This is a genomic window from Faecalispora jeddahensis, assembly GCF_000577335.1.
Taxonomy (GTDB): domain Bacteria; phylum Bacillota; class Clostridia; order Oscillospirales; family Acutalibacteraceae; genus Faecalispora; species Faecalispora jeddahensis.
The window spans coordinates 1-21,756 of record NZ_CBYL010000014.1 but is presented as its reverse complement, the minus strand read 5'-3'; the positions used below and the strand labels follow the sequence as shown (position 1 = coordinate 21,756).

The following is a 21,756-nucleotide window of genomic DNA, read 5'->3' as shown; positions in this document are numbered from 1 at the left end:
TTTTCCTTTGACCCAAATCAACCGAATCAAAGTGAACGCATTCCGAAATGATTTCCACCCATTTTCCGTATGCTTTCGGATTATTTGCCGATGAAGTGCTTCTCTTTGCGTTTTTCCAGGAATGCGGTCATGCCCTCTTTTTTATCCTGTGTAGAGAAGGACAGGCCGAACAGGTTGGCTTCCAGCTTCAGGCCGCTGTTCAGGTCGGTGTCGCTGCCGGTGTTGATGGCTTCCTTCGCCAGGGCCACGCCGATCGGCGCGTTCTTCATGATGCGCCCTGCCATTGCCTTGCAGTAATCAATCAGCTCTGCCAGCGGAACCACTTTGTTGGCAAGACCAATGCGGTAGGCCTCCTGTGCATCGATCATGTCGCAGGTAAAAATCAGCTCTTTGGCGCGCCCTTTCCCTACCAGGCGGGAAAGACGCTGCGTGCCGCCAAAGCCGGGCAGAATCCCCAACCCGCATTCGGGCTGTGCAAATTTGGCGTTTTCAGAGGCGATACGGATATCGCAGGACATTGAAATTTCGCAGCCGCCGCCCAGCGCGTATCCGTTTACGGCGGCAATGGTTACCTGAGGCATCTCTTCCAGATGTCCAAAGGCTTTTCTGGCAAGCTGACCCATGGCACTTCCCTCCACAGGAGTTGCATTTACCATTTCAGAAATATCTGCGCCGGCAACGAAGGATTTTTCACCGGAACCGGTCAAAATAACGACCTTTATATCCTCGCGTTTTTCGATTTCTGACAGGCAGGTGTCCAGTTCACTTAAGGTTTCGCTATTGAGCGCATTTAGAGATTTCGGCCGGTTGATGGTCAGCAGGGCGATGCCGTTTTGAATTTCCAGAAGCAGATTATTCATAACAAAAACCTCCGTAAAAAAATATAAAATTTAGATGAAGTATACAACCTCTCTCTTTGAGGCCTATTTTATAACGCATTTTATCTCGTGTCAAGAACATTTCTAAGTCGTAGGATTCGTATAGCGAATTATTTTTGTGCAGAGTGTAGCGCTTATAGGTAGTACCACTAGATATTGCGTATTTTTGGTAATATCTGGATCAAAAAACTTTTTATTTTTTTTGCAAGAAAAAAGTTTGTTTTATTTCTCAAAAAATATCTTGACATGCATTTTATTTTATGTTAAATTCGCCTTATAAACAATTCTTATTCAGAAATGTTTTAAATAAGAATTGTTTTGAAACAATAAGGTAATTCTGAATCATGGTTGACCAAATGAAAGGAAGGATGATTATGAACCTTACACTGAATGATGAACAAAAGCGCATTCAAACCCTTGCACGCGAATTTGCGGAAAGGGAAGTAAAACCCGGCGCTATCGAGCGCGATGAAACTTCTACTTATGATGTCGGTCTGTTTAACAAATTGGGGAAACTTGGCCTGATCGGGTTGCCATACCCCACAACGGTAGGCGGTCAGGGGATGGGTTACCTCGAATATGCTCTTGCTGTTGAAGAAATTTCGAAAGTGGATGCTTCGCTGGGGATTTCCTATTCGGTAGCGACCTCTCTTTATGGTGGTACCATTTTTAACTCTTCCGCTTCCGAAGAGGTGAAGAAAAAGTTCATGGCTCCTGTTCTTTCCGGCGAACATCTGGGCGGCTTTGGTTTGACCGAGCATGGGGCCGGTTCCGACGCAGCCGGTCAGAAGACCATTGCAAAACAGGACGGTGACTTTTATATTCTCAATGGTTCCAAGTGCTTTAACACCAACGGCCCTCTGGCTGACTATTATGTTATTTATGCGCTGACGGACCCATCTGTCGGCACAAAGAGCATGACCTGCTTTGCGGTGGAGCGCAGCACGCCCGGTATTTCCATCGGACATATTGAAAACAAGATGGGCATTCGTTCCGCGCAGGTTTCCGAAATCCTGTTGGACAACGTTCGCGTACCCGCTGCAAATATGCTGGCGCAGCCCGGCGAAGGCTTTAAGCTTGCTATGAAGACATTGGATTGCGGGCGAATCGGCGTAGCTGCACAGGGTCTTGGCATTGCGGAAGGCGCCTTTGAGATTGCACGCAAATACATGATGGAGCGCGAGCAGTTCGGCAAACCCATCAGTAAGCAGCAGTATCTCGCGTTTAAAATGGCGGAGCTTTACACCAAGATTCAGGGAGCGAAGCTGCTGGTTTACGGCGCGGCTCTGGCGCATGATGCGGGCACACGTTTCACCGTCGATGCCGCGATGGCAAAGATGACGGCTACCGACGTTGCGATGGAGGTTACGACCGAAGCGGTTCAGATGCTGGGCGGCAACGGCTATATGCGTGAATACGAAGTCGAGCGCATGATGCGTGATGCGAAGATCACCCAGATTTACGAAGGCACCAACGAAATTCAGCGTCTGGTGATCAGCGGCTCGTTGTTCCGCTGACTCGTAAACACTTTTTCCTTTGTTTATACCTGTTCTCCTAATATTAACCATGCTACAGCATTTCCGGCATCCGTGCGGATGCCGGAAATGCTGGTTTCAGGGGAAAATACAAAAATTCGCCTGCCCCTGCTTCCTGTCTGAATGGACATAGGAAATGAATTGCGAAATCAGTTGAAAAAGCGCCTGTAAAACGCTATACTGAATGCATGAAACTTTGCCCGGACGGGCACATTTCCATATTGAGCGGACTTCGAAGGAATCGCCGGGGCAGCCCCGGCAGCGTGTTTTCGGATTCACCGCCTTGAAACAGGAGGATAAAGAGCAGGATGGAATTGCGATATTGCATCAATTATTTACTGACAATATCTCAGCACGAGGTATTCCAAACCTTTTTTTCGCGGCTGTCACCTTACGGGATTACACCGGGACAGTACGGCGTGCTGAGCTGCCTTTGGAAGAATGGACCCACCACCCCGAAAGAAATCGCCAGAGCGCTTCGTTTGGAAAATTCAACGGTTTCCGGTATTCTGGACAGAATGCAGAAGCAGGATCTGATTGACCGGGTTGTGGACCCCAATAACCGGCGCAGTATTCTGGTCATCGCCACTCCTTCGGCCATGGCGATGAAGGACGACGTCCTGAAGGCGGTCGATGAACTGAATGTTGAAATACTGCAGGACTTCACTCCGCAGGAAAAGGATGCTCTGATGGAGAGCCTGCGCCGTATTGGCCGGATCGATGAAGAGGAGTGAATGATGAAGCCCTCCGGAACCGACAGAAATCTTATTGTCTGCATGAAGCAGGTGCCCGATCTGAGCATCGGGCGAAGAGAAAAGACAGAACAGCCGCCGCAGAGGCTTCCCGTCCGCCTGAATCTGCTGGACGCCTATGCGCTGGAGGCTGCCGCGCGCCTGCGCGATGCGGATAAAAACATCCATATTACCGCTCTTTCCCTGGGTCGTTCCGGTGAGGACGAGGCCTTGCGGCAGGCATTGGCAATTGCCGCGGATGACGCTGTTCTTGCGGTGGTTCCCGACCCAGATGTGCTGGATGCTCTAGCGGTCAGCCGCCTGCTGGCACAGGCAATCCGCCTCATAGAGAAGAAAGCAGGCCCGGCAGAGCTGATCTTCTGTGGGCAGCAGTCTATCGATGGGCAGTCTGCGCAGGTCGGCCCTCAACTGGCACAGTGCCTGAACCTGCCTTTTGCAGGCCGCGGGCTTGAGGCGTCGTTGTGTGGCGACGCTCTGCGAGTCAGGCAGGGAAATGAGGATGGAACCGGTCTGGTAGAGATGGACCTGCCCTGTGTTGCGGCGTTTGACAAATTTCCTGGCGAGCCCCGGCTCCCCACGGTGAGAAGCAGCATGGAAGCCAGCCGTGCAGTGATTCCGATGCTGGAGCTTTCCGAAATTCCCGCCCCGCTGTTAACGGTGCGCGAAACACGCCCTGCCTCCCGTGGGATGCAGGGCGTGAGAATTTGCAAGCAGACCGGCGAGGATTCCGCCAAGCAGCTGTTTCAGCTTTTGAACGCTGCCGGTGTGCTGTGAGGAAATAAAGCATGAAAAAAGACATTTGGGTTTTCATGGAGACAGGAAAATCCGGACGCTTTCGCGAGCTGTCTCTTTCGTTACTGAATGATTGCCGCGCTTTGGTGAATTCCCTGAGCGGAACTCTCACTGCCGTGGCGTTTTCTGGTGATGCAGAAAAGGAAGCCGCGGCGGCCGGCATCTGTGGAGCTGACCGCCTGCTGCTGGCGGATGCCGTTCCCGCTGACCCTGTCGCGGCGCTTGCCGATCTGGCGGAAAAGGAAAAGCCTTGGGCTATTCTGGCTGCATCTACGGTTTTTACTAAGGAATGGCTGCCACAGGCGGCTGCTCGGCTGAATACCGGTTTTGCCTCCGACTGCACCGGTTTTGCGCTGGATGCACAGAAGGATTGCCTGGTCTGGACGCGTCCTGTTCTGGGGGAAAGCGTTCTGTGTGATGTCGTCTGCATCGATCGCCGTCCGCAGATCGGAACTGTCCGCCCCGGTGGCGGACAAAAGCGCCGGAGGGATGATGCGGCGCCGGTACAGGTAATCCGTTTTACGCCCGCCGCCGGCAGTTCCGCCCGCGTTCGGGTGCTGCAGTTGCTGCAGGAGCTTTCGAGCGACGGCATCGATTTGGAGAGCGCCGAGGTGATTGTATCCGGCGGTAAAGGGGTAGGCGGGCCGGAGGGCTTTGCCCCCTTGCGCGAGCTGGCTGCTGCGCTGGGGGGCATCGTTGGCGCGTCGCGCACCACGGTTGACCGGGGATGGATTTCCAAGGCGCATCAGGTGGGACAGACAGGTCACACAGTTGCCCCAAGGCTGTATATAGCCTGCGGTATTTCCGGTGCGATCCAGCATCTGACCGGGATGCTGGGTTCCAGTACCATCGTGGCGATCAATATCGATTCGGATGCCCGGATTTTTCGGTATGCCGATTATTGCGTCGTTGGGGATCTTTTTGAGGTCATTCCTGCCCTCACACGTGAGATTCTGTTCCATCGCGGCTGATTTGCAGTAGGAATTGAAACGGCGGCAGAATACTGATGCAGCCAAAATTCAGATTCTTTTTCATTACGAAATGAAAGCCAGCATCTTAAAGTGAAATGGTATAAAGACAGGAGCCACGAAAAATCGTGTCTCCTGTCTTTATACCATTTCACAGAAGGGCACAGTCGGTTAATTATAATAAAAAATCCAACCATATTATAATAAAAAAGCAAGACAAAAGCAGGTATGCGTATAGTCCCCCTGATCGAAAAAGCAGCAAGTATTTTAGATTTTCTTCCATACTACAATGATTACATTTTCAATAAGCACTGGAAAACAACCTGTTTCTAAAACGGTGCTTAAAAAGTGTATCTTCGACTCCGTACCAAAACCGATATTGATTTTGCTACCAACCACGTATACCGGCACAGTTTCGCCACGAGGCCAGTCGAAAATGGTGTAGATTACAGAGCATATCTTCTTTGATGGGGCACACAGATGTCAGCTTTCCCCTGCGACGATATGCCACAACAGAATACGATTTTCTTCGTCAACAGATCAACCTGCTTCATAAAACTGAATGTAGGTTGATTTTCGAAAGCGGAAGCACTTTCGATTTTGGTCATAACGCAAAAGGAGCAGCACAGAGGGTCGATACCGTGCTGCTCCTTTATCATAATATTCGAAAACGCTTTACATCCTGTTATTGCAATCGATTATGCTATCGGGGCAGCGCATTCTCCGAAAGAGGCACCGTTGCTGGGAAATCAGCTTTTCCAGCAGCCGTATCCAACTTGACCCCTTCTGTTCGGGTATGCTCAGGGCAGCACGGCAAATTTTAAGTATAATAAATCGATGGAGCAGATGTGCAAATTAAATTTGAAAATCCAGTAAGATTTTTAAATCCGTCTTTGCCGCAGCCGTCAACAAACGGAATGCCTGATCCGCCTGATCTGCGGGCAGCACACGAGTCACCAGCCAATCCAAAGTCAGCGTTTTCCCGCCGATCAGCCGGGCGGCCTCCTGCAGATCGGAAAAGGGATAGGCGTTGTTTCCGCAGAGCTTCTGCTCGTTGGATACCAGATAATTGACGTCTACTACAGGTAATGTTTCGTAAATTGCGGAGATAAAGATGGAGCCACCCGGACGAGTAACCTGCATGGCACCTTCCAGCGCTCCTTGAACGCCGACCGCATCCACTGCGCAGTCAAACGTTCCTCCTGCTTTGAATCCGTCGGATACCGTCCGGTCCGCGCCGGCTTGCTCTGCCTTACTTCGGCGGAACTCATCCAAATCAGCCACGGTCACTTGCGCCACCTGATACCGCGTTTTCAGCAGGCAGGCGATCAACAGGCCGATAGGCCCTGCCCCTACCACCAGCACACGCTTAGGATCGGCCCTCATAATTCCCTTGCAGGCGTGAACCGCCACAGCCAGCGGTTCACACAGCGCCGCCTGTTTCAAGTCGGTATCTTTGGGAAGCACGATCAGCTTTTCCGGCTCCAGAGCCAAATACTCGGCAAAGCACCCGGGCCTTACCTCTCCAATAAAGCCCAGAGAAGCACAGCGGTGGCTGTCGCCCTCCAAACACGCCGGGCAGTGACCGCAGGGCACCCGGGGATCGCCGACCACCAGATCTCCCTCGTTCAGCCCGCTTTCCGCCGGCGCGGAGCAGACCCGGCCCACGAATTCATGCCCCATGGTTTCCTCCAGCCGCTCCACAAACATCCCTTTTCGGTAGATGTGCAAATCAGAGCCGCAGATACCGCCGTACAAGACCCGGATCAGCGCTTGGTTGTTCCGGGGAGTGGCCGCCTCGGTATCGACGGTGCGCACGTCCCCGACGCCATAAAATTTTACCGCTTTCATCTCCTGCCTCCCTCCTAACCGGCCAGCCAGCCGCCGTCTACGATGACAACCTGTCCGGTGACATAATCGCTGGCGGAGGAGGCTAAAAACAGTGCGGGGCCGGCCAGGTCCTTCCCCGTTCCCCAGCGGCCGGCGGGAATGCGGCTTTCGATCCAGGCGCGGTGATCCGGATCGTCGTAGAACTGCTGGGTCATGGGTGTGACGAAATAGCCGGGCGCGATAGCGTTGACCTGAATGTTGTATTTTGCCAGCTCAATGGCCATGGTCTTGGTCAGCTGAACAATGGCCCCCTTACTGGAACAGTAGACGCTCGATTCTGCCAGGCCGATGTAGCTTCCCAGAGAGCCGATATTGATCATTTTCCCTCCCTTTTCCTTCATGGCTTCGGCCGCTGCCTGGGCCATGAAATAAGCGCCCTTCAAATTAACGCCGATAATGGCGTCAAAATGCTCGGGGGTGACGGAGAGAAAATCCTCCACGATTTCCGCGCCGGCGTTGTTCACCAGCACATCCACGCCGCCGGCCTGGGCTTGAACTTGTTTCATAAAATGTCGGATGGCATCAGGGTCGGTGACATCCACACGCAGTCCAATAGCCTCGCCCCCGTTTTTACGGATGGCTGCGGCTACCCGTTCCAGAGTGCTCTGGGTTCGGCCGGCACAGACAACGGTTGCTCCCATCTCTCCAAATGCCTGCGCATAGCTTTCGCCGAGTCCGGTTCCCGCGCCGGTGACAATAACGACCTTTCCGCTGACGTCAAAAATGTTTTTTTCCGCAATGCCGAATTTCTGCATAGGGAATCTCCTTTCTGAATCGTTGGGCAGGGCGGGCAGGAATTTCCGCCCGCCCTGCCTGCCGACTGTTTAGCCGATGCGGTTTTCATAAAGCCGCTCGTCGGAGGGCTGGCATTCCTGAGGAACCAGAGGCGACTGAAGAATCATGGTGGCGCCGCTGTCCGCGAACTCGTTATTAATCACCTTCGCGGGGGACCACAGTGCGCCCTCCTTCGTGATTGTATCGCCCACCTTTGGAATCTCCTCGCCGTTAAACATTTTGTTCATATATTCCACAGCCATGGTGGTCATATCCAGGGCAGGCTGTTCCACAACGGCATACAGTTTGCCCTCGTTGAGCAGATGCATCCCTTCCACCCCAATACAGATGCCGGAGATGAAATAATCAGCGGGGTCAAGGCCGGCGGCCTCCACGGCAGCCACAACACCGGATCCCATAATATCGGGAGTATGGACGTAAATACCCAGCACATCGTCGCCATAACGGGTCAGAAGATCACTGGTGCGACTGTGAGAATCGTCATTGTTCCAATGGCCCTCGCCCTGCACCACCGTCAGCTGGGGATACTGCTCCATCACAGAGGAGAAGCCTTCGTGACATTCAGTGGTGTACATGTCCACCAGGGAACCCGTGATTTCGATGATGACGCCCTTGGGGATCTCACCGCCGTTGGCGTCCTTGATACCCTGCACCATCTGTGCCGCAGCCTTGCGGGAGGAATCCACGATATCGTTGGTAATGAACATGTCCACGTGGCCGCCCTCAGGGCAGGTGTCGACAGCAAAGACCGGGATTCCTTCCTCGTTCAGCTTTTCAATCCCGGGAACCAGCGTGACCAGGTCTTCCGCCCCGGCCAGAATAAAGCCGTCGATGCCCTGCACGATGAAAGTGTCGATGGCGTCCATGATCTTCAGGCTGTCGGCCTTGCCGTCCACGATTTTCAACTCGATGCCATACTTATCGCAGGCCTCCTGTGCGCCGATCATAAATGCCTGAATATATTCAGTAGAGGTATTTTTCACCACCATGCCGATGGTTTTTTTGTCTGTCAAACCGCCGGAACCGGCAGCACTCTGGCCGGACGCAGTGCTCCCGGAACCAGCTCCCCCGGAGCCGCAGCCGGTCAGTACAGAGAGCAGCATGGATAAGGCGAGCAAAATCGTGAGCATCTTTTTTGTCATGTTGTTCTTCCTCCATTCACAGATATCGTTCGTATTACAAAATCAAGGCGGTAAGATCGCCCGAATGACCGGGTCAGGAATTGCTTTGCACCAGCTTTCGCATATTTTCTTTGTGCATGATATCGGCGCTCATTTTAAAGCGCAGCCGATCCAGAATAATTGCCAGAAAGATCAGTCCGCCTTTTGTTGCGCTGACCAGATTGACATCTACCCCGTTGAGATTCAGCGCGTTGTCGATCATACCCAAAAGCAGTGTGCCGCCCAGCATTCCCACAGGCTTCCCCATGCCGCCGTTGAAGCTGCAGCCGCCCAGAATGGCGCCGGCAAAGGCCATCATGACCATACCCTCACCCATACTGTTGGAAACGGCGTTCTGCCGTCCGGCGGTGACCAGCCCGGCCACGGCAGAAAGCAGGCCCGCCAGCACGAAAGCACAGATGATAACCCGGTCGGTATTGATACCGGAAATGTAAGCGGCGCGGCGGTTGCCGCCGGTCAGCGCGAATTTGCGCCCGAAGACGGTTTTATGAAAAACAAACTCGAAAATAATATAGATTACGATTAGCGCCAGAATGGCGATTTGGAGCGACCCGATACGCCCACGCCCCAGGAAAGTATAGCCCTTGTCAAGCCCGGCCAGGGAAAAAGGCACCAGGAAAAGCACCAGCCCCCGCATGACAATCTGGCTGGACATGGTCAGCAGGAAAGAATTGGTTTTCATCTTGGCTACGAAAAAGCCGTTGAAAAAGCCGACCGCCACGCCTAGCGCCAGCGTCATAAAAATACACACCGCGGGACCCAGGCCCAGCTGCTGAGCCACCAATATCGTGACACCGGGCGCAAAGGCCAGTGTGGCCTCCATTGACAGATCCAGCTCTCCCACCATCATCACAATGCCCATACCCAGCACCAGCAGGCCGAGCGTCGCGGACTGATAAAGAATATTCAACTGGTTCTTCATACCGAGAAACGCGGGGGTAAAGAAGGCGTTGGCAATAAAAAACACCGCAAGCAGAACCCAAACCAGATTATCCAGCAAGGCCAGCTGTATTTTTGTTCTGAGTCTCATGATTTTTTCACCTCGTCAATATGAATAACCTCGCCCTGCATTGCCCTGTAAATCTGTTTCTCGGAAAACTCTTCCCGAGAGAACCGATCGATGATCTCGCCCTCATACAGAACCAGAATGCGGTCGCAAATTTTGATCAGATCCTCCACTCCGGGGGACGTAATGATGACGCAGGATTGCTTGCGAAGCTCACGGTGAATGGTGTTCAGGATTGATTCCTTGGCCTCGATGTCTACGCCGCGGGTAGGTTCATCCAGCAGGCAGACCAGAGGAGTATAAGCCATAATCTTACCCACCAGCACCTTTTGTTTATTTCCGCCGCTGAGCTGACCGATATTCTGCTTTCTGGAAAAAGCCTTGACATCCAGTGTGCGGATCAAATTGTCTGCCAGCTGTTCTTCCTTTTTGGTCTGGAGCACGCCCCATCGGCTTATCCTAGGCAATATGCTGATGGTCAGGTTTTTTTGAATGGAGGCGATGGGGATCAGTCCCTCCGCCTCCCGTTCCTCCGTCAGGTAAAGCACACCGTCGTCACGGGCTGCCGCCGGAGAGCGGTAATGTTTTTGACTTCCCGCGACCCAGACCGTTCCCCCGTCATACGTGTCGATCCCGACCACGCTTTTCATCAGTTCTGTCCGCCCGCTGCCCCGTAAGCCCGCAAGGCCCACGATCTCGCCCTTTCGGACGGACATACTGATATTCCGGAATTTTCCGTAGCTGGTAAAATTCTTCAGTGCAAACGCCTCTTCCTCCTGAATCATGGCGGACATGTCTTCCATGATCTGTTCATCATAATTGGTGCTGCCAACAATCAGCGAGGCCAGCTTCTTTTTGTCCAGATCCCCCCGCATGACGCTGCCCACATTGTGTCCGTCCCGGATCACCGTTACCCAGTCGCAGACACGCAGGAGCTCTTCCGTATGGTGGGAGATAAAAACAACCGTTTTCCCGGCCGAAATCAGGTCGTCGATAATGCGGTAAAGAATCGCCTGATCCTTTTGGCTGAGAGAGGCGGACACCTCATCCATAATAACGATTTCCGCGTCTTCCACAAAGCATGCCTTGATGACCAGCAGCAGCTGGCGCTCACTGATGGACAAATTCCGCATCTTTACGGATACGTCTATGGGAAAGCCCGCCTGATCCAAAATCTCGGCCGCCCTGCGCCGCATCTCGCTCCAGTCGATGACCTTTTTGTTATCCAGATAACCGGGCATAAAAAAGTTTTCCATTACGGTGCTTTCTTCTATTACCTGCGGCTCCTGCGTAATGATCGAGATGCGCTGATGCTTGGCCGTGATAGGAGACAAGGAAGTATATTTCTGCCCGTTGATCCAAATTTCCCCGCTGCTGGGGGCAACCAGCCCGGAGATGATACCGACCAGTGTAGATTTTCCGGCTCCGTTCTTGCCGATAAGCCCGTGAACCTCTCCGCGCCGGATGGTAAGACTCACGTCCTCCAGCGCCACAGTTCCGGCGTACAGCTTTGTAACGTGCCGCAATTCCAAAGCCGTCTGCTCCTCTGCCACAATCATTCCTCCCTTCTGTTTCCGATCCGCCTGTACGATTTACTCCACACGCAGACGGACGGAATCTCTATGAGCGTAAAGTCCCTCCACCTGTGCGAAATGCATGCAGGACTCGGAGAGGTTCCTGCAGCCCTCTTGACTGACATACTGATGGAAGGGCGTCTTAATAAAGGTTTTAACACACAGTCCATTGGAATAGCGGGCAGTCGACATGGTAGGCAAAATGTGATTGGTTCCGGAGACAAAATCCCCGAAGGCCACCGGCGCATAATGACCTACAAACAACGAACCGTAATTGTACAGCTGGGCGGCTACCTGCCGTTCTTCCTTTGTCTGTACCTCCAAGTGCTCCGGCGCCACCTGGTTGGCCAGCGCGATGGCTTCCTCCATGCTGTCGGCCAGGTAAACCTCCCCGTTGTCCTCCCAGGATATGGTGGCCACGTCCCGGGTCGGCAGGGCCGCCAGCAGGCGGTTCAGTTCCGCCATGGACCGTTCAATGACACCCGCATCGGTGCAGACCAGAATAGGCTTGGCATTGGGGTCATGTTCCGCCTGACCCAGTAGATCAATGGCCACAAAAGTGGGGTTGGCGGTCTCATCCGCAAGAATCAGCACCTCGCTGGGGCCGGCCAGACTGTCGATTCCCACATCGCCAAGCACCTGGCGCTTGGCCTCGGTGACAAACTTGTTTCCCGGCCCGACGATCAAATCGACCTTCCGGACTGTCTCCGTGCCATAGGCGTAAGCCGCAATGGCCTGCGCGCCGCCCATGCAGTAAATGTCATCGGCGCCGGCAATGTCCATCGCCACCAGCACGGCGGGGTGAATCGTTCCGCAGCCATGAAAGGCGGGGGAACAGGCCGCCACATGCTTTACCCCGGCTACCTTCGCGACAACGACGCTCATCAGCGCGGAGGATGGCAGAGGGTAGCGTCCGCTGGGAATATAGCAGCCGCAGTTTTCTATCGGCACCAGACGATGCCCCAGCTCCACACCCGCTATGAGACTTGGAACGTTCAGCGGCTGCATGCACTGCAGCTGCTGCTGGGCAAACCAGCGGATCTGGTCGGCCGCAAAGGTAATGTGCTTCACGGTTTCCTGATCCACCAGCGTGTAGGCCTTTTCAATCGTCGGGCGGTCCACCTTCACACATTTCAAATCCGTGTGATCGAACTTTTGGGCCAGTTCCAGAAGAGCGGCGTCACCGCGGCTCCGCACGGAATCGATGATCTCCAGCACCGTCTCTGTCAGTTGGTGATCACGCTGGTAAGTTTTCTTCTCCGCTTGTTTGATCGCTTGCATGTCAAGTCCACTCCTGTCTTCTCTTCAATTTAATTCGGTCCGACTTTTCTGTGCTCTTTCGGATAAAACAAAGGAGTCACTTTTTCTGCACAACAACTGTACAGAAAAGCGACTCCTTTGTCTTACGTGTATTCCCACCGGCTTCGTCGGCGGCAGCTCTTGGCGGAACGGAGTTTCATTATTGTGATTCGTTTTGAAACTGTTCCGCCGTACGCTGTTATTTCTGGTCTGCGACCTTGAGATTTATCTTACAGGTATCCCTCGGGGATAAGTCAAGTATCAAAATAATTTGAATTTTAAAATTAAAATTATTTCATATTTTACAGAAAAACCTTAAATTTCACCGCAGAAATGCTAAATTATGCAGGAATACAATTCAAAACATGCCCCCACGGGGCATGTTTCCCTTTGAGAAACCGCCGGATAAAAAGAAAATCCAGAGAGAAAGACCGACCTGCAAGTCAAGCCTGGATCCGTGTGCCCCGGAATGGGATCATTACCCGAATCATCCAGAGGTCGGAGTTGTTGGTAATCATCGGGCTGATCAGCCACTCTTCCACCGACCAGTTCTCCAGACGGTATCCCTGCGTTTTCGCCCATTTTAGCAAATCCATGTAGGTCTGGTAGAGCCGTTCATTTTTGGGAGAACCGATGTGGATGGCCGATACCCCCTGAAACGCCGGGATATGATCGCAATGCTGGATATGCGGGCCTACATCGGCAACCGGAACAGCAATTTTAAAGTCATGAACCTGGTTGTTGAACGAACAGGAATCACTGTCAAAATGGTCGTAGGTAATATACATCAGCGCGCTGATGCTGAGAGACGCGGCATTGACGGATTGCGCTTTGGTCTGGATCAGAGGGAGGTAATCCATGTCCAAGCCATCCGCGTCTTCAAAATCGGTGCGATACCGCAGCGAAATCACGCTTTGGGCCGAGCGGTCCACCACTTCATAATGATGATCCGTTTCCGCCTTCAAGTCGTGAATTTTTAAAGCGGAAATGGCCTCCATCAGCTTGGTATATTCCAGCGTGCTCTGTTCGTAACGGATCATGCTTTCCTCCAAGGCCTCGCGGGAAGCAGTCATTTGCTTTCGAATCGACCTCTGGATCGCCTCAACATTTCGGCCATAGATGATGTCCTTCATTTCAGCCAGCGACATATCTATATTTCGCAGTGCTTTGGCCGCTACAATCGCGCACAGGTGCTGCTGGGTATAGTAGCGGTAATTGTTCGCGTCGTTTCTGGGAACGGGGCTGAGCAGCCCATGCTCCTCATAATAACGCAGTTGCTTTCTGCTCACGTTGCACATCTGACAGACTTCATTGGTACTGTAGCTTTTGATACGACCGCCTCCCCACGCAAACAAGTCTTTTCCGTAACTATATCGAATTTTATGCGCTATGTCAAAGATATTTATGATAATTACGAATTTATCCGCTTGGAGGTATTCCGGCGCCGGCGGCGCGAAGGAACGTTACGGCTGCGGGAAAGAAATTCAAATTGTACCGTTTTCACCATGTCTTTTACAGTACTCTGCCGAAAAATCAGACAGACCTGAAAACGGTCATGCGCTCGATGGAGGACTCCGCCGCAAGGGTGATTTCAGGAGCCTGCCGCCATGCCCCCAACCGATTTGATTCCCCGAAGGGATATGGGAAAAAGCGGGACGCCTCCGGGGGTTTTCTTCGGACGAAACGCAGTGCGGAAACGGTTAAAACGGTGGAAGAGCACACTCTGTTAAAAGAGTTTTTACCACAATTGAAATCAATGCACGCGCGCATACCCGGATGGCGCAACAGAGAGTGAAAAATACGGCTGGCATTTTCATCATAAAACGATCAGCTGATGGTTCCGCGCAAAAAAATCCGTGATCGGAAAGCCGCTCCGTCAATCTGGGGAGCCACTGAAACAGGCGGGTCGTTTCCGTGGCGCTCTATGTTTTCCCGTTCTGTTTGAGAGTATTTCAGCATAAAACAAAACCCGCACGGCTCTGGGAACCATGCAGGCTTTCACTTTGGTGGAGGAGGGTGGATTCGAACCACCGAAACATTACGTAACAGATTTACAGTCTGCCCCCTTTGGCCACTCGGGAACTCCTCCATATTTACTTTATCTCAAACAGTCCGGTGCTCGTCCCGTTCAGCCGAACGCCAAAGCGTGGAGCTGGTGGACGGATTCGAACCCCCGACCTGCTGATTACAAATTATTTCGGTCTATTAACAAAAAAGAATGAGGTGTATTGAGTATCAAATCTAAAAAACTTGTATTGGCTGAAAACCCTTCTATTGATCAGTATGTTAAACGGAGTTCCCCCGTAATTTCTACTTCCATTCCAGGAGCGCCAGATCGTAGAGAATTGAGGTTGTTGAATGTCGAAATTCCTTAGTTGTTCATCTTGATCAACTGAGCAATTTATCTAAATGGCTAGGATTCCAGCCGGACAGGAATCATATCTGTAAGGGAAATGTTTTGTGCATTTTAGCTAATATTCTCCTTCAGAACATTAGCTAAAATTTTAATATAGTCACTCACTTGATTTTCCTTCTAAACCACCTTTTCTTTGTTTCATTTTGGTTAAAAAAAGGCTCTGTGATATTCTCACAGAGCCTTTTCTGGAATAAAACGAGCATACAAAGCGATTCTTCCTGTTTAAACCCCCAAATGAACCAAGTAGTGATGTTCCTTCTGCAAAGCGGAAACTACTGTTTTCAACTCAGAAAAGAGATTCGAGAGATACGCCTTAGAATATTTCATTTCAATATCTCTATACAAGGTAATCTGTTCCGGGGCAACCGAAAAAATGGTAGATAAGCCTGAAACAATAGCCTCAAAAACAGGATGGGACTTCACATCAAAAACACAAGTACCATTTGGATCAATGCTTTTGTTAGTTCTAACTGAACAATCCCGAATTGGAATCCATTTAAAAAAATCATAAAGATAGAACATTATATCCATATCCATACTCACTACTTCTTTAATGATATAAATATCTTTTTTTTCCTTTTTATTTAGCAAATCGAGATAAAATTCGCCTGTATCAAAAATTTCCGGATATACCGTATTAATTAAAACAAATTCATGCTGAGCCATACTATAAATATTCCTCTCTACGATGATGATTTTCCATAGCTTAATATTTTTCCTTTTGTTGAATCTCCGGCAATATCAATATATTTTCCATTTTTAATATAGCGATATCCTGGAGTCGGTTCATTCTGCTTAATAGTACGTGCCCCTTTTAAATTTTTTCTATAAGTATCTGCACTTCGAATATAATTGAGCATATCTTTACTTCCAAGCTCAGAACCATGCCTACCAAAATGATAATTTAAAGACATTTCAACACTAGCGAAAGTCCCATTATGCCATAAAGCAGCCAATTGATTAGGTATTTGTCTTAGTCCCGTAGAATTCCCACCAGTATATGATACGCCATCAGCATTTGTTACTCCATAATATATTCGGATGGTCTCTTTAAATGTAAGCATTGGAACATAAACAGACCAATTATTTAATCCTGGTGCTAAATTGGTAAGTCTTAACTTTTCTGTGGTATTACCTGTACTTATGGTTGCGTCAAAGCTAATAAGGTGTTTAACTGTCTTATTGTAAATCTTTAAATTGAACTTGCTGTCATCAGTTGCTGTCCAATTCAACTCTACTATTCCAGGAACAATAACATCATTAGTAGAATTTAATTTAGAGCCAGAGTCCGATGGAAATTTGAATACCGAAGTCCCATTACTTTGACCTATAACAGAAGATCCATTTTTAAAATTCTCTTTTGTTTTCTCAGCAAAATCTTGATAAAGAATTATATTTTCTTTATCAGTATTCTTATGTACTTCTTGAGCAAATACATTAGTTGACATTGCTGAAAAAACCATTGCACTAGCTAACAGAACCGATAAAATTTTTTTCATTTTTTGTTGCACCTCTTTCTTTGTATTTCTAATCTAACTTTAATTATACAAATTTAAATTGCTTAAATATGTAATAAAAGGAAAAAAATGGTTACATATATGCTAATAATTTATAATAATCAATCGATATATTGGTTTTTTCGGCCATGAATTGTAACGGTCGAAAGACATAGGCCTTGCATATATTGCTAAGCTTTGCGGAACCTTTTTACAAAGGGGAATTTTCTTGACAAATACTACCAACCAGAATACACTCAAATTAACGAATGGAGGATGAACTTATGAAAAAGAAATACATGATTGCTATTGCGGCCGTCGCGGTTTTTCTGTGTGTGGCTACAGCATTTGCGGTACAGGCAGGAGGAAAAGATGATCCCCTCACACCGACTGAGAGCACAGCATCGTCTGATGTCTCTTTGACTATTGGAGAAATCAATTCTACAGGTACAATCGGCGGAACTACTTCTGCCGGTGCCGGTTCAGGTGAAACCAGTAACACCGATAAGAACACGACCACATCGGAACTAACTAGCATAGCTCCTAAATTCTCTTCTGCTCCCTCGGCCCCAGTCATTGATGGAGCCGGAAGCGAAACAAGCAGCGGATATACCAAGGCCACGAATCCGGCGCTGACCGATCCGAGCAAAAAACCGAGTTACAAAGAAACGCCTGTGATTGATAACGGCAAAAAGACTTCAAACAGCAGTTCTTCCAGCAGCAGCAAAAGCGGCTCGAATAGTTCCAGTAAATCAAGCTCCAGTTCCAGTAAGTCTTCCTCGAGTAAACCAGCTAATGGTACTAAAAAAGATGGAATGATTTGGGCCGATGGCTTCGGTTGGACTAAGGACGAAGGCGGCGGCGGTGAAGGTACTGTAGTCAGCGGTGATTGGGGCGGTGGCGATCAAGTAGGGATCATGGAATAAATTTAATATCGTTATAATGAAAGAGCATGACTGAAAAGTCATGCTCTTTCATTTTTGCAAGGAGGAAGTATGAAACGAATTATATCAGCTCTAATGTGCCTGTTCCTTCTTTTCTCTGCTTTTCCTACCTTTGTTTTTGCAGAAGGCGAGGGAAATGTAGATAATGGTGGCGGTGGCATGGGAGATGGAGAAGCCGGAAAGAATTTTTGGAATCCCGGTCAAGACGGTTGTCGCGTTACGGTCATTCGGGCCAGCGATAATAAACCGGTCACTACCCCCATTGATTTGACAAACAAAGACGAAAGCAGTATATATTTCCATTTTGGCAAGAAGAGTAAGCTACATTACAAGAGTGGAGCTACACTTGCTATTAGTACATCAAAATACATTTACACAGTTCCAAGTAAAGGACTTCCGACAATTATTGAGGACAACGGAAATGCAAATATTGATGCGATTCGATCATATTTCTGTTCTTCTGAAACAATAAAACAAATTTCCCAAATCGTCGGTGCGTCATATGAGACCATTACCAACGGCAATTACAAGCTGCTCATTGAGCCTATCGCCTATATTACTTTCGGCGGCCAGCGCTACGCCATGACGGCAAACGAAGCTGCCTTATATGATCAAAAGCTCAGCGGAGGTCTGCGAGCAAAAATGAAAGACCTGTCGCATAAAAACCTCCCGCTGGCGATGTTTCTCGAAAAAGCTGATCTTGGGTACCCTGCATATACCGGGAGCCGCACATCGGCCCAATCCAACAGCACGATTATTTCTTCCCTTGGGCTTGGTGTTGTCAAGTTTCGTGAGGATGCTGGCGAAGAGCCGGACGATCCTGTGATCACAGCCAATTATACTTACCGTGTTGACACGGATGTCGTTACATCGGTTGAGCTAAATACCAGTTCAGAAATCGATCCGGATAGTCCAGCAAAGGTCACATTCCGCGTTGGCGGCAGCACCTACAATGTGACCAACATAGTAATCCCCGAAGATGAAAGCCAGCTGGTATGGGTAAAGTGGCATACCCCCTCTACCCCACAGACGGTCAATATTTCCGTAAGCTCCAATAAAGGCAGTTTGAGTGTTACCAGCATCGCAGCCAAGGTCGAGAACCTGGATACCCATGAACCACCGAATCCAACTGCCAGAGATCGTAATGATAGCTTTTCGGCGGCGGCGTTACCGGACAAGCCAGAATATCTTTCCCGATCGTGGGGTGTTTGGAGCGCGCGTTGGCATGAATACCTGGTTTGGCACGAACATTGGGTATGGCGCACACATGAGGATGGCACAGGCGAATGGGTGGATAAAGGAAAATGGGTGGATGAAGGCTGGTGGGATTGGACGTTTAACCGTTACGCGGCTTCCCTGACCGCCAACATGAGCCTGCTGCCGGATGACAAAGCTCCGACAGCCAACGGCAAAACCATGCGTTCTGGATATGGTGTAAAAGTATCAGTCACTGGCGACGTGGACGGCTCTGCTCCTAATTCACACATTACCGGCCTGCAGACCGCTGTTGCCTATTTTCCTGAATGGCAGTACAAAAGCTACTGGCGGCTACTCGATCTGACGCGATCCGGTAACCCCTCAACTCTGCAATTCAAGGCCAACAAATACTCCACCTATAACCGCAGGGTGCATTTTACACCGCTCTGGTATCCAGATGGAAAGTATGAAGTTTCTGTCTATGCTTTTGATGCCTGGACTCCCGCCGGAATGCTTGTGGCTAATCTAAGTGACTATGTAACCATCAAGGGCAATGTTTATGATGATTGGCATGTTGGTCCACAGCTGGTGGAGTGAATATAGAGAGGAAACGCAGGCCAAACAACGGCCTGCATTTCTTGTAAAAAGGAGCTGTTGAGCAGGTGAATAATCAACAATGATAGATCAAAAAAATTCTCAACTCAAATCTCTGCTGATTTCGGACATGAAATCCAACTGTAAAATACGACGGTTTCTTTCTTATAAGTATCAAATTAAATACGATTTAGCAACAGATCTCTTAAACGAATTTGAACGATTATGTAAAAATTCACCTGCATATGCAATTGATGATTTAAAGAGTCGTCTTTATCAAATGTGTCAAGCGTACGCCGTTCACCAAAAAGAATTGGAAATTGACATGTTGTGTGATGTTAGGGATTTTAGCTATAACAAATTTCGTTATAAACGAATAATGGTAACCATGTGTTTCGTCAAGTATTGGATAGGCGTCATTTCTTACCTTCAAGTTGAAAATTAATTTCATCTCTGCAATTTTGAACATCATTGAGTTGGAATTGACTAGTTTTATATTTGTCAAATGAGCGATACAATTCAATCGCATAGAACAGACAAACCACAATTAATAGAATAGTGTAGTAATTCCAAAGCAAATCGGTGGATTTATTCTTATCTATAAGAAATCCAATAATAAGAACCGTGAGCGGGATCGGTGATAATGACTTCATTATATCGATTTTCTGTTTATATATCTCCACTTGCTTTTCGAAATTCCTTATCAATCTAGCACAAGTTAATAAACTTTTCTCATTTGCGGAATATTCCAATTCTCTTAGAACATCCATATTATCAAGAGCAAAACAAAGTTTGCGCCCATATTTAATTTCATACAATACTACGATCGTAGAGATCGCTATAAGAACCCTTTGAACATTTGGTTCATGTAATGCTGTAATAATTTCATTATCAAAAAGGGAATTACCTATGGCTATAACTACCGCACAAAATGCGGCATCTCTTAAGAGAGATACGGCAACCTTTTCAATACAAAATTTCACATTATTTTTATGCTCTCTTTTGTAATCAGACATCAATTTCTTATTCCCATCATTATGAATTAATTCATTTTACCATATACCGAAAGGAAAGTTAATATGTTATCCGACAAAATACGCCAAGAGCGGCAAAAGAAGGGCCTGTCACAATCTGAGCTGGCCCGGCGCTCAGGTCATGCAGTTTCCACAATTCACGGAATTGAAAATGGAGACAACCAAAACCCCAGCTTTCGGACGGTCTGTGACATCGCAAAGGTACTCGGCATCCCGCTGGACGAGCTGTACCAAGATATGTTAGATGAAAGATAGCCCTCCTGAGTGGTGAATTCAGGAGGGCTGCTTATTTATGGAGAAGGGTGGTTCGATGGATAAAGATGTTCGTCAAAAGCTGATCTTAAAAAAGTTTGTAATGGTAATTGTTTTATTGATTCTTTTTGCCATCTGTTTTGAGGCATTGCGAGATACCGGTGTAATCAATGTGCTTAAACACCTTTTAGATTCTTATCCGTCGGTTGACCCGTGTATATCGATTTTGGTGACTATTATTGGCACTTTTATTGGGGTGGGTATTGCCGCCGCGATGAATAGATAGTGTAAGAGAGGTTCATTAAAGCATAACGCAGAGCAGCGGAGCTGATCGGCTCCATGTTTAAGAAAGGGTATGTAAATATGAAAAAGACAATCACTAAACATTTAAGTTCAATTATAAACCCAATTATCTTGATATTGATTGTGGTGACAGGAGTTTATATTAATATCCTTACTACTATGTATCCAGAATTCACGTTTATGGCTGTACTTATATATTTCTTTATTTTTGTAGAATTCACTCAAATCTGGGACAAATTAGAATATCGACGATTTATATCAAATCTCGTTACATTAATTGAAAGAATCAACTCTTCTTCAATATCATACTTAGAGCTTTCTGCCTTATTTAAAAGCAGAATAAGATATTTCTCCATTTCAGAGAGTATTTCTAGTAAAGACGATCTAGTAAGTATCGTCCTTTTTTTAGTCCCACAGAAATCGGCAGTATGTATGGTAGCGTTGAAATTAAAAAGCTATGCATCATAGGTCGAATTGAAAAGAAAGACGCAGAGCAACGGAGCTGACCGGCTCCGTTAATGCGGCCCGGATCATCCGGACGGTTGCAAGCCCGTAGAAACGCATCAGATACAATCAGGAAAGGAATACAACGATGATAGAGAAAAATGAGGGCCGGTTCCGGCCGCGGAGAACAAAATTCGCACAGGTATCGAATGTTGCTCTACATGATGACAAACTATCCCTGAAGGCCAAAGGGCTTTACTCGCTGATTCAAAGTATTATCACTATACCCGGTGCTGACTTACGAATATGGAAAATCAAGTTGAAATGCAAAGAAGGCTCAAAAGCTTTTGATGCCGCTTGGAAAGAACTCAAAGACACCGGATACTTGAAACAATATCGTATGCCC

The 21,756-nt window shown here is 48.7% G+C and carries 19 protein-coding genes, 1 tRNA gene and 1 pseudogene; 9 read left to right on the top strand and 12 right to left on the bottom strand.

Translation table 11 applies throughout. The features are described 5' to 3' along the window. Positions 1 to 80: 80 nt before the first annotated feature. A complete protein-coding gene (locus tag TY09_RS07225; RefSeq protein WP_042432538.1) occupies positions 81 to 860 on the bottom strand; it encodes an enoyl-CoA hydratase-related protein in 780 nt (259 codons plus the stop codon). A gap of 392 nt (positions 861 to 1,252) precedes the next feature. Between TY09_RS07225 and TY09_RS07220 the strand changes: the two genes are divergently transcribed. From TY09_RS07220 to TY09_RS07205, 4 genes are all read left to right on the top strand, one after another. Beyond that, positions 1,253 to 2,395, top strand: a complete 1,143-nt coding sequence (locus tag TY09_RS07220; protein WP_042432530.1) for an acyl-CoA dehydrogenase family protein — start codon at positions 1,253 to 1,255, stop codon at positions 2,393 to 2,395. A gap of 326 nt (positions 2,396 to 2,721) precedes the next feature. Further along, a complete protein-coding gene (locus TY09_RS07215) occupies positions 2,722 to 3,147 on the top strand; it encodes a MarR family winged helix-turn-helix transcriptional regulator (protein ID WP_009061001.1) in 426 nt (141 codons plus the stop codon). Further along, positions 3,148 to 3,939 carry an electron transfer flavoprotein subunit beta/FixA family protein gene (locus TY09_RS07210; RefSeq protein WP_242841452.1) on the top strand — a complete coding sequence of 264 codons (792 nt, stop codon included), beginning with the start codon at positions 3,148 to 3,150 and terminating at the stop codon, positions 3,937 to 3,939. 11 nt (positions 3,940 to 3,950) lie between these two features. Beyond that, positions 3,951 to 4,928 carry an electron transfer flavoprotein subunit alpha/FixB family protein gene (locus TY09_RS07205; protein WP_042432526.1) on the top strand — a complete coding sequence of 326 codons (978 nt, stop codon included), beginning with the start codon at positions 3,951 to 3,953 and terminating at the stop codon, positions 4,926 to 4,928. 852 nt (positions 4,929 to 5,780) lie between these two features. Here the strand turns inward: TY09_RS07205 and TY09_RS07200 are convergent. From TY09_RS07200 to TY09_RS07150, 10 genes are all read right to left on the bottom strand, one after another. Then, complete coding sequence (locus TY09_RS07200; RefSeq protein ID WP_042432523.1) at positions 5,781 to 6,776, bottom strand: (R,R)-butanediol dehydrogenase; 996 nt, start codon at positions 6,774 to 6,776, stop codon at positions 5,781 to 5,783. Between the two features lie 14 nt (positions 6,777 to 6,790). Further along, a complete protein-coding gene (locus TY09_RS07195) occupies positions 6,791 to 7,570 on the bottom strand; it encodes an SDR family NAD(P)-dependent oxidoreductase (protein ID WP_042432520.1) in 780 nt (259 codons plus the stop codon). A 69-nt stretch (positions 7,571 to 7,639) separates the two neighbouring features. Next, positions 7,640 to 8,752, bottom strand: a complete 1,113-nt coding sequence (locus tag TY09_RS07190; RefSeq protein ID WP_042432515.1) for a sugar ABC transporter substrate-binding protein — start codon at positions 8,750 to 8,752, stop codon at positions 7,640 to 7,642. Positions 8,753 to 8,825: 73 nt separating this feature from the next. Further along, the gene (locus tag TY09_RS07185; protein ID WP_042432512.1) at positions 8,826 to 9,821 is read right to left on the bottom strand and encodes an ABC transporter permease; all 996 of its coding nucleotides are present in this window, start codon (positions 9,819 to 9,821) and stop codon (positions 8,826 to 8,828) included. After that, positions 9,818 to 11,356 carry a sugar ABC transporter ATP-binding protein gene (locus TY09_RS07180; RefSeq protein ID WP_242841451.1) on the bottom strand — a complete coding sequence of 513 codons (1,539 nt, stop codon included), beginning with the start codon at positions 11,354 to 11,356 and terminating at the stop codon, positions 9,818 to 9,820. The genes TY09_RS07185 and TY09_RS07180 overlap by 4 nt, the downstream gene beginning before the upstream one ends. A 33-nt stretch (positions 11,357 to 11,389) precedes the next feature. After that, positions 11,390 to 12,652 (bottom strand): histidinol dehydrogenase, encoded by a 1,263-nt coding sequence (hisD, locus tag TY09_RS07175; RefSeq protein WP_042432508.1) that lies wholly within the window; start codon positions 12,650 to 12,652, stop codon positions 11,390 to 11,392. A 461-nt stretch (positions 12,653 to 13,113) separates the two neighbouring features. Further along, complete coding sequence (locus TY09_RS07170) at positions 13,114 to 14,025, bottom strand: MerR family transcriptional regulator (protein ID WP_276325293.1); 912 nt, start codon at positions 14,023 to 14,025, stop codon at positions 13,114 to 13,116. Positions 14,026 to 14,674: 649 nt separating this feature from the next. After that, positions 14,675 to 14,759, bottom strand: a tRNA-Tyr gene (locus tag TY09_RS07160). A gap of 549 nt (positions 14,760 to 15,308) precedes the next feature. Next, the gene (locus tag TY09_RS07155; protein ID WP_042432503.1) at positions 15,309 to 15,752 is read right to left on the bottom strand and encodes a hypothetical protein; all 444 of its coding nucleotides are present in this window, start codon (positions 15,750 to 15,752) and stop codon (positions 15,309 to 15,311) included. Positions 15,753 to 15,769: 17 nt separating this feature from the next. Next, positions 15,770 to 16,585: a hypothetical protein gene (locus tag TY09_RS07150; protein WP_042432501.1), complete on the bottom strand. Its 816-nt coding sequence runs from the start codon at positions 16,583 to 16,585 to the stop codon at positions 15,770 to 15,772. Between the two features lie 281 nt (positions 16,586 to 16,866). On the opposite strand from TY09_RS07150, the gene TY09_RS07145 reads away from it, so the two are divergent. Together TY09_RS07145 and TY09_RS07140 are read left to right on the top strand one after the other, a co-directional pair. Further along, positions 16,867 to 17,508, top strand: coding sequence for a hypothetical protein (locus TY09_RS07145; RefSeq protein WP_042432499.1), 642 nt, complete (start codon positions 16,867 to 16,869; stop codon positions 17,506 to 17,508). A gap of 69 nt (positions 17,509 to 17,577) precedes the next feature. Further along, positions 17,578 to 19,320, top strand: a complete 1,743-nt coding sequence (locus TY09_RS07140; RefSeq protein ID WP_042432497.1) for a hypothetical protein — start codon at positions 17,578 to 17,580, stop codon at positions 19,318 to 19,320. Positions 19,321 to 19,733: 413 nt separating this feature from the next. On the opposite strand, the gene TY09_RS07135 is transcribed toward TY09_RS07140, so the two are convergent. Further along, entirely contained in the window at positions 19,734 to 20,333 is a 600-nt protein-coding gene (locus tag TY09_RS07135; protein WP_042432495.1) for a hypothetical protein, read from the bottom strand. 63 nt (positions 20,334 to 20,396) lie between these two features. Here TY09_RS07135 and TY09_RS19015 point away from each other — a divergent pair, with 63 nt between their 5' ends. The 3 genes and pseudogenes from TY09_RS19015 to TY09_RS18740 all read left to right on the top strand — a co-directional run. After that, positions 20,397 to 20,606: a helix-turn-helix domain-containing protein gene (locus TY09_RS19015; RefSeq protein WP_042432492.1), complete on the top strand. Its 210-nt coding sequence runs from the start codon at positions 20,397 to 20,399 to the stop codon at positions 20,604 to 20,606. A gap of 37 nt (positions 20,607 to 20,643) precedes the next feature. Next, complete coding sequence (locus TY09_RS07125; protein ID WP_042432490.1) at positions 20,644 to 20,889, top strand: hypothetical protein; 246 nt, start codon at positions 20,644 to 20,646, stop codon at positions 20,887 to 20,889. Positions 20,890 to 21,498: 609 nt separating this feature from the next. Next, positions 21,499 to 21,756: pseudogene (locus tag TY09_RS18740) on the top strand (RNA replicase); the annotation flags it as partial.

Excerpts from the sequence above, each read along its gene's own strand:
- TY09_RS07225 (WP_042432538.1), bottom strand. The coding sequence starts at position 860 with ATGAATAATCTGCTTCTGGAAATTCAAAACGGCATCGCCCTGCTGACC.
- TY09_RS07135 (WP_042432495.1), bottom strand. The coding sequence starts at position 20,333 with ATGTCTGATTACAAAAGAGAGCATAAAAATAATGTGAAATTTTGTATT.
- TY09_RS07145 (WP_042432499.1), top strand. The coding sequence starts at position 16,867 with ATGAAAAAGAAATACATGATTGCTATTGCGGCCGTCGCGGTTTTTCTG.
- TY09_RS07215 (WP_009061001.1), top strand. The coding sequence starts at position 2,722 with ATGGAATTGCGATATTGCATCAATTATTTACTGACAATATCTCAGCAC.
- TY09_RS07200 (WP_042432523.1), bottom strand. The coding sequence starts at position 6,776 with ATGAAAGCGGTAAAATTTTATGGCGTCGGGGACGTGCGCACCGTCGAT.
- TY09_RS07190 (WP_042432515.1), bottom strand. The coding sequence starts at position 8,752 with ATGACAAAAAAGATGCTCACGATTTTGCTCGCCTTATCCATGCTGCTC.
- TY09_RS07140 (WP_042432497.1), top strand. The coding sequence starts at position 17,578 with ATGAAACGAATTATATCAGCTCTAATGTGCCTGTTCCTTCTTTTCTCT.
- TY09_RS07125 (WP_042432490.1), top strand. The coding sequence starts at position 20,644 with ATGGAGAAGGGTGGTTCGATGGATAAAGATGTTCGTCAAAAGCTGATC.
- TY09_RS07185 (WP_042432512.1), bottom strand. The coding sequence starts at position 9,821 with ATGAGACTCAGAACAAAAATACAGCTGGCCTTGCTGGATAATCTGGTT.
- TY09_RS07220 (WP_042432530.1), top strand. The coding sequence starts at position 1,253 with ATGAACCTTACACTGAATGATGAACAAAAGCGCATTCAAACCCTTGCA.
- TY09_RS19015 (WP_042432492.1), top strand. The coding sequence starts at position 20,397 with ATGTTATCCGACAAAATACGCCAAGAGCGGCAAAAGAAGGGCCTGTCA.
- TY09_RS07205 (WP_042432526.1), top strand. The coding sequence starts at position 3,951 with ATGAAAAAAGACATTTGGGTTTTCATGGAGACAGGAAAATCCGGACGC.
- TY09_RS07150 (WP_042432501.1), bottom strand. The coding sequence starts at position 16,585 with ATGAAAAAAATTTTATCGGTTCTGTTAGCTAGTGCAATGGTTTTTTCA.
- hisD (WP_042432508.1), bottom strand. The coding sequence starts at position 12,652 with ATGCAAGCGATCAAACAAGCGGAGAAGAAAACTTACCAGCGTGATCAC.
- TY09_RS07210 (WP_242841452.1), top strand. The coding sequence starts at position 3,148 with ATGATGAAGCCCTCCGGAACCGACAGAAATCTTATTGTCTGCATGAAG.
- TY09_RS07195 (WP_042432520.1), bottom strand. The coding sequence starts at position 7,570 with ATGCAGAAATTCGGCATTGCGGAAAAAAACATTTTTGACGTCAGCGGA.
- TY09_RS07155 (WP_042432503.1), bottom strand. The coding sequence starts at position 15,752 with ATGGCTCAGCATGAATTTGTTTTAATTAATACGGTATATCCGGAAATT.
- TY09_RS07180 (WP_242841451.1), bottom strand. The coding sequence starts at position 11,356 with ATGATTGTGGCAGAGGAGCAGACGGCTTTGGAATTGCGGCACGTTACA.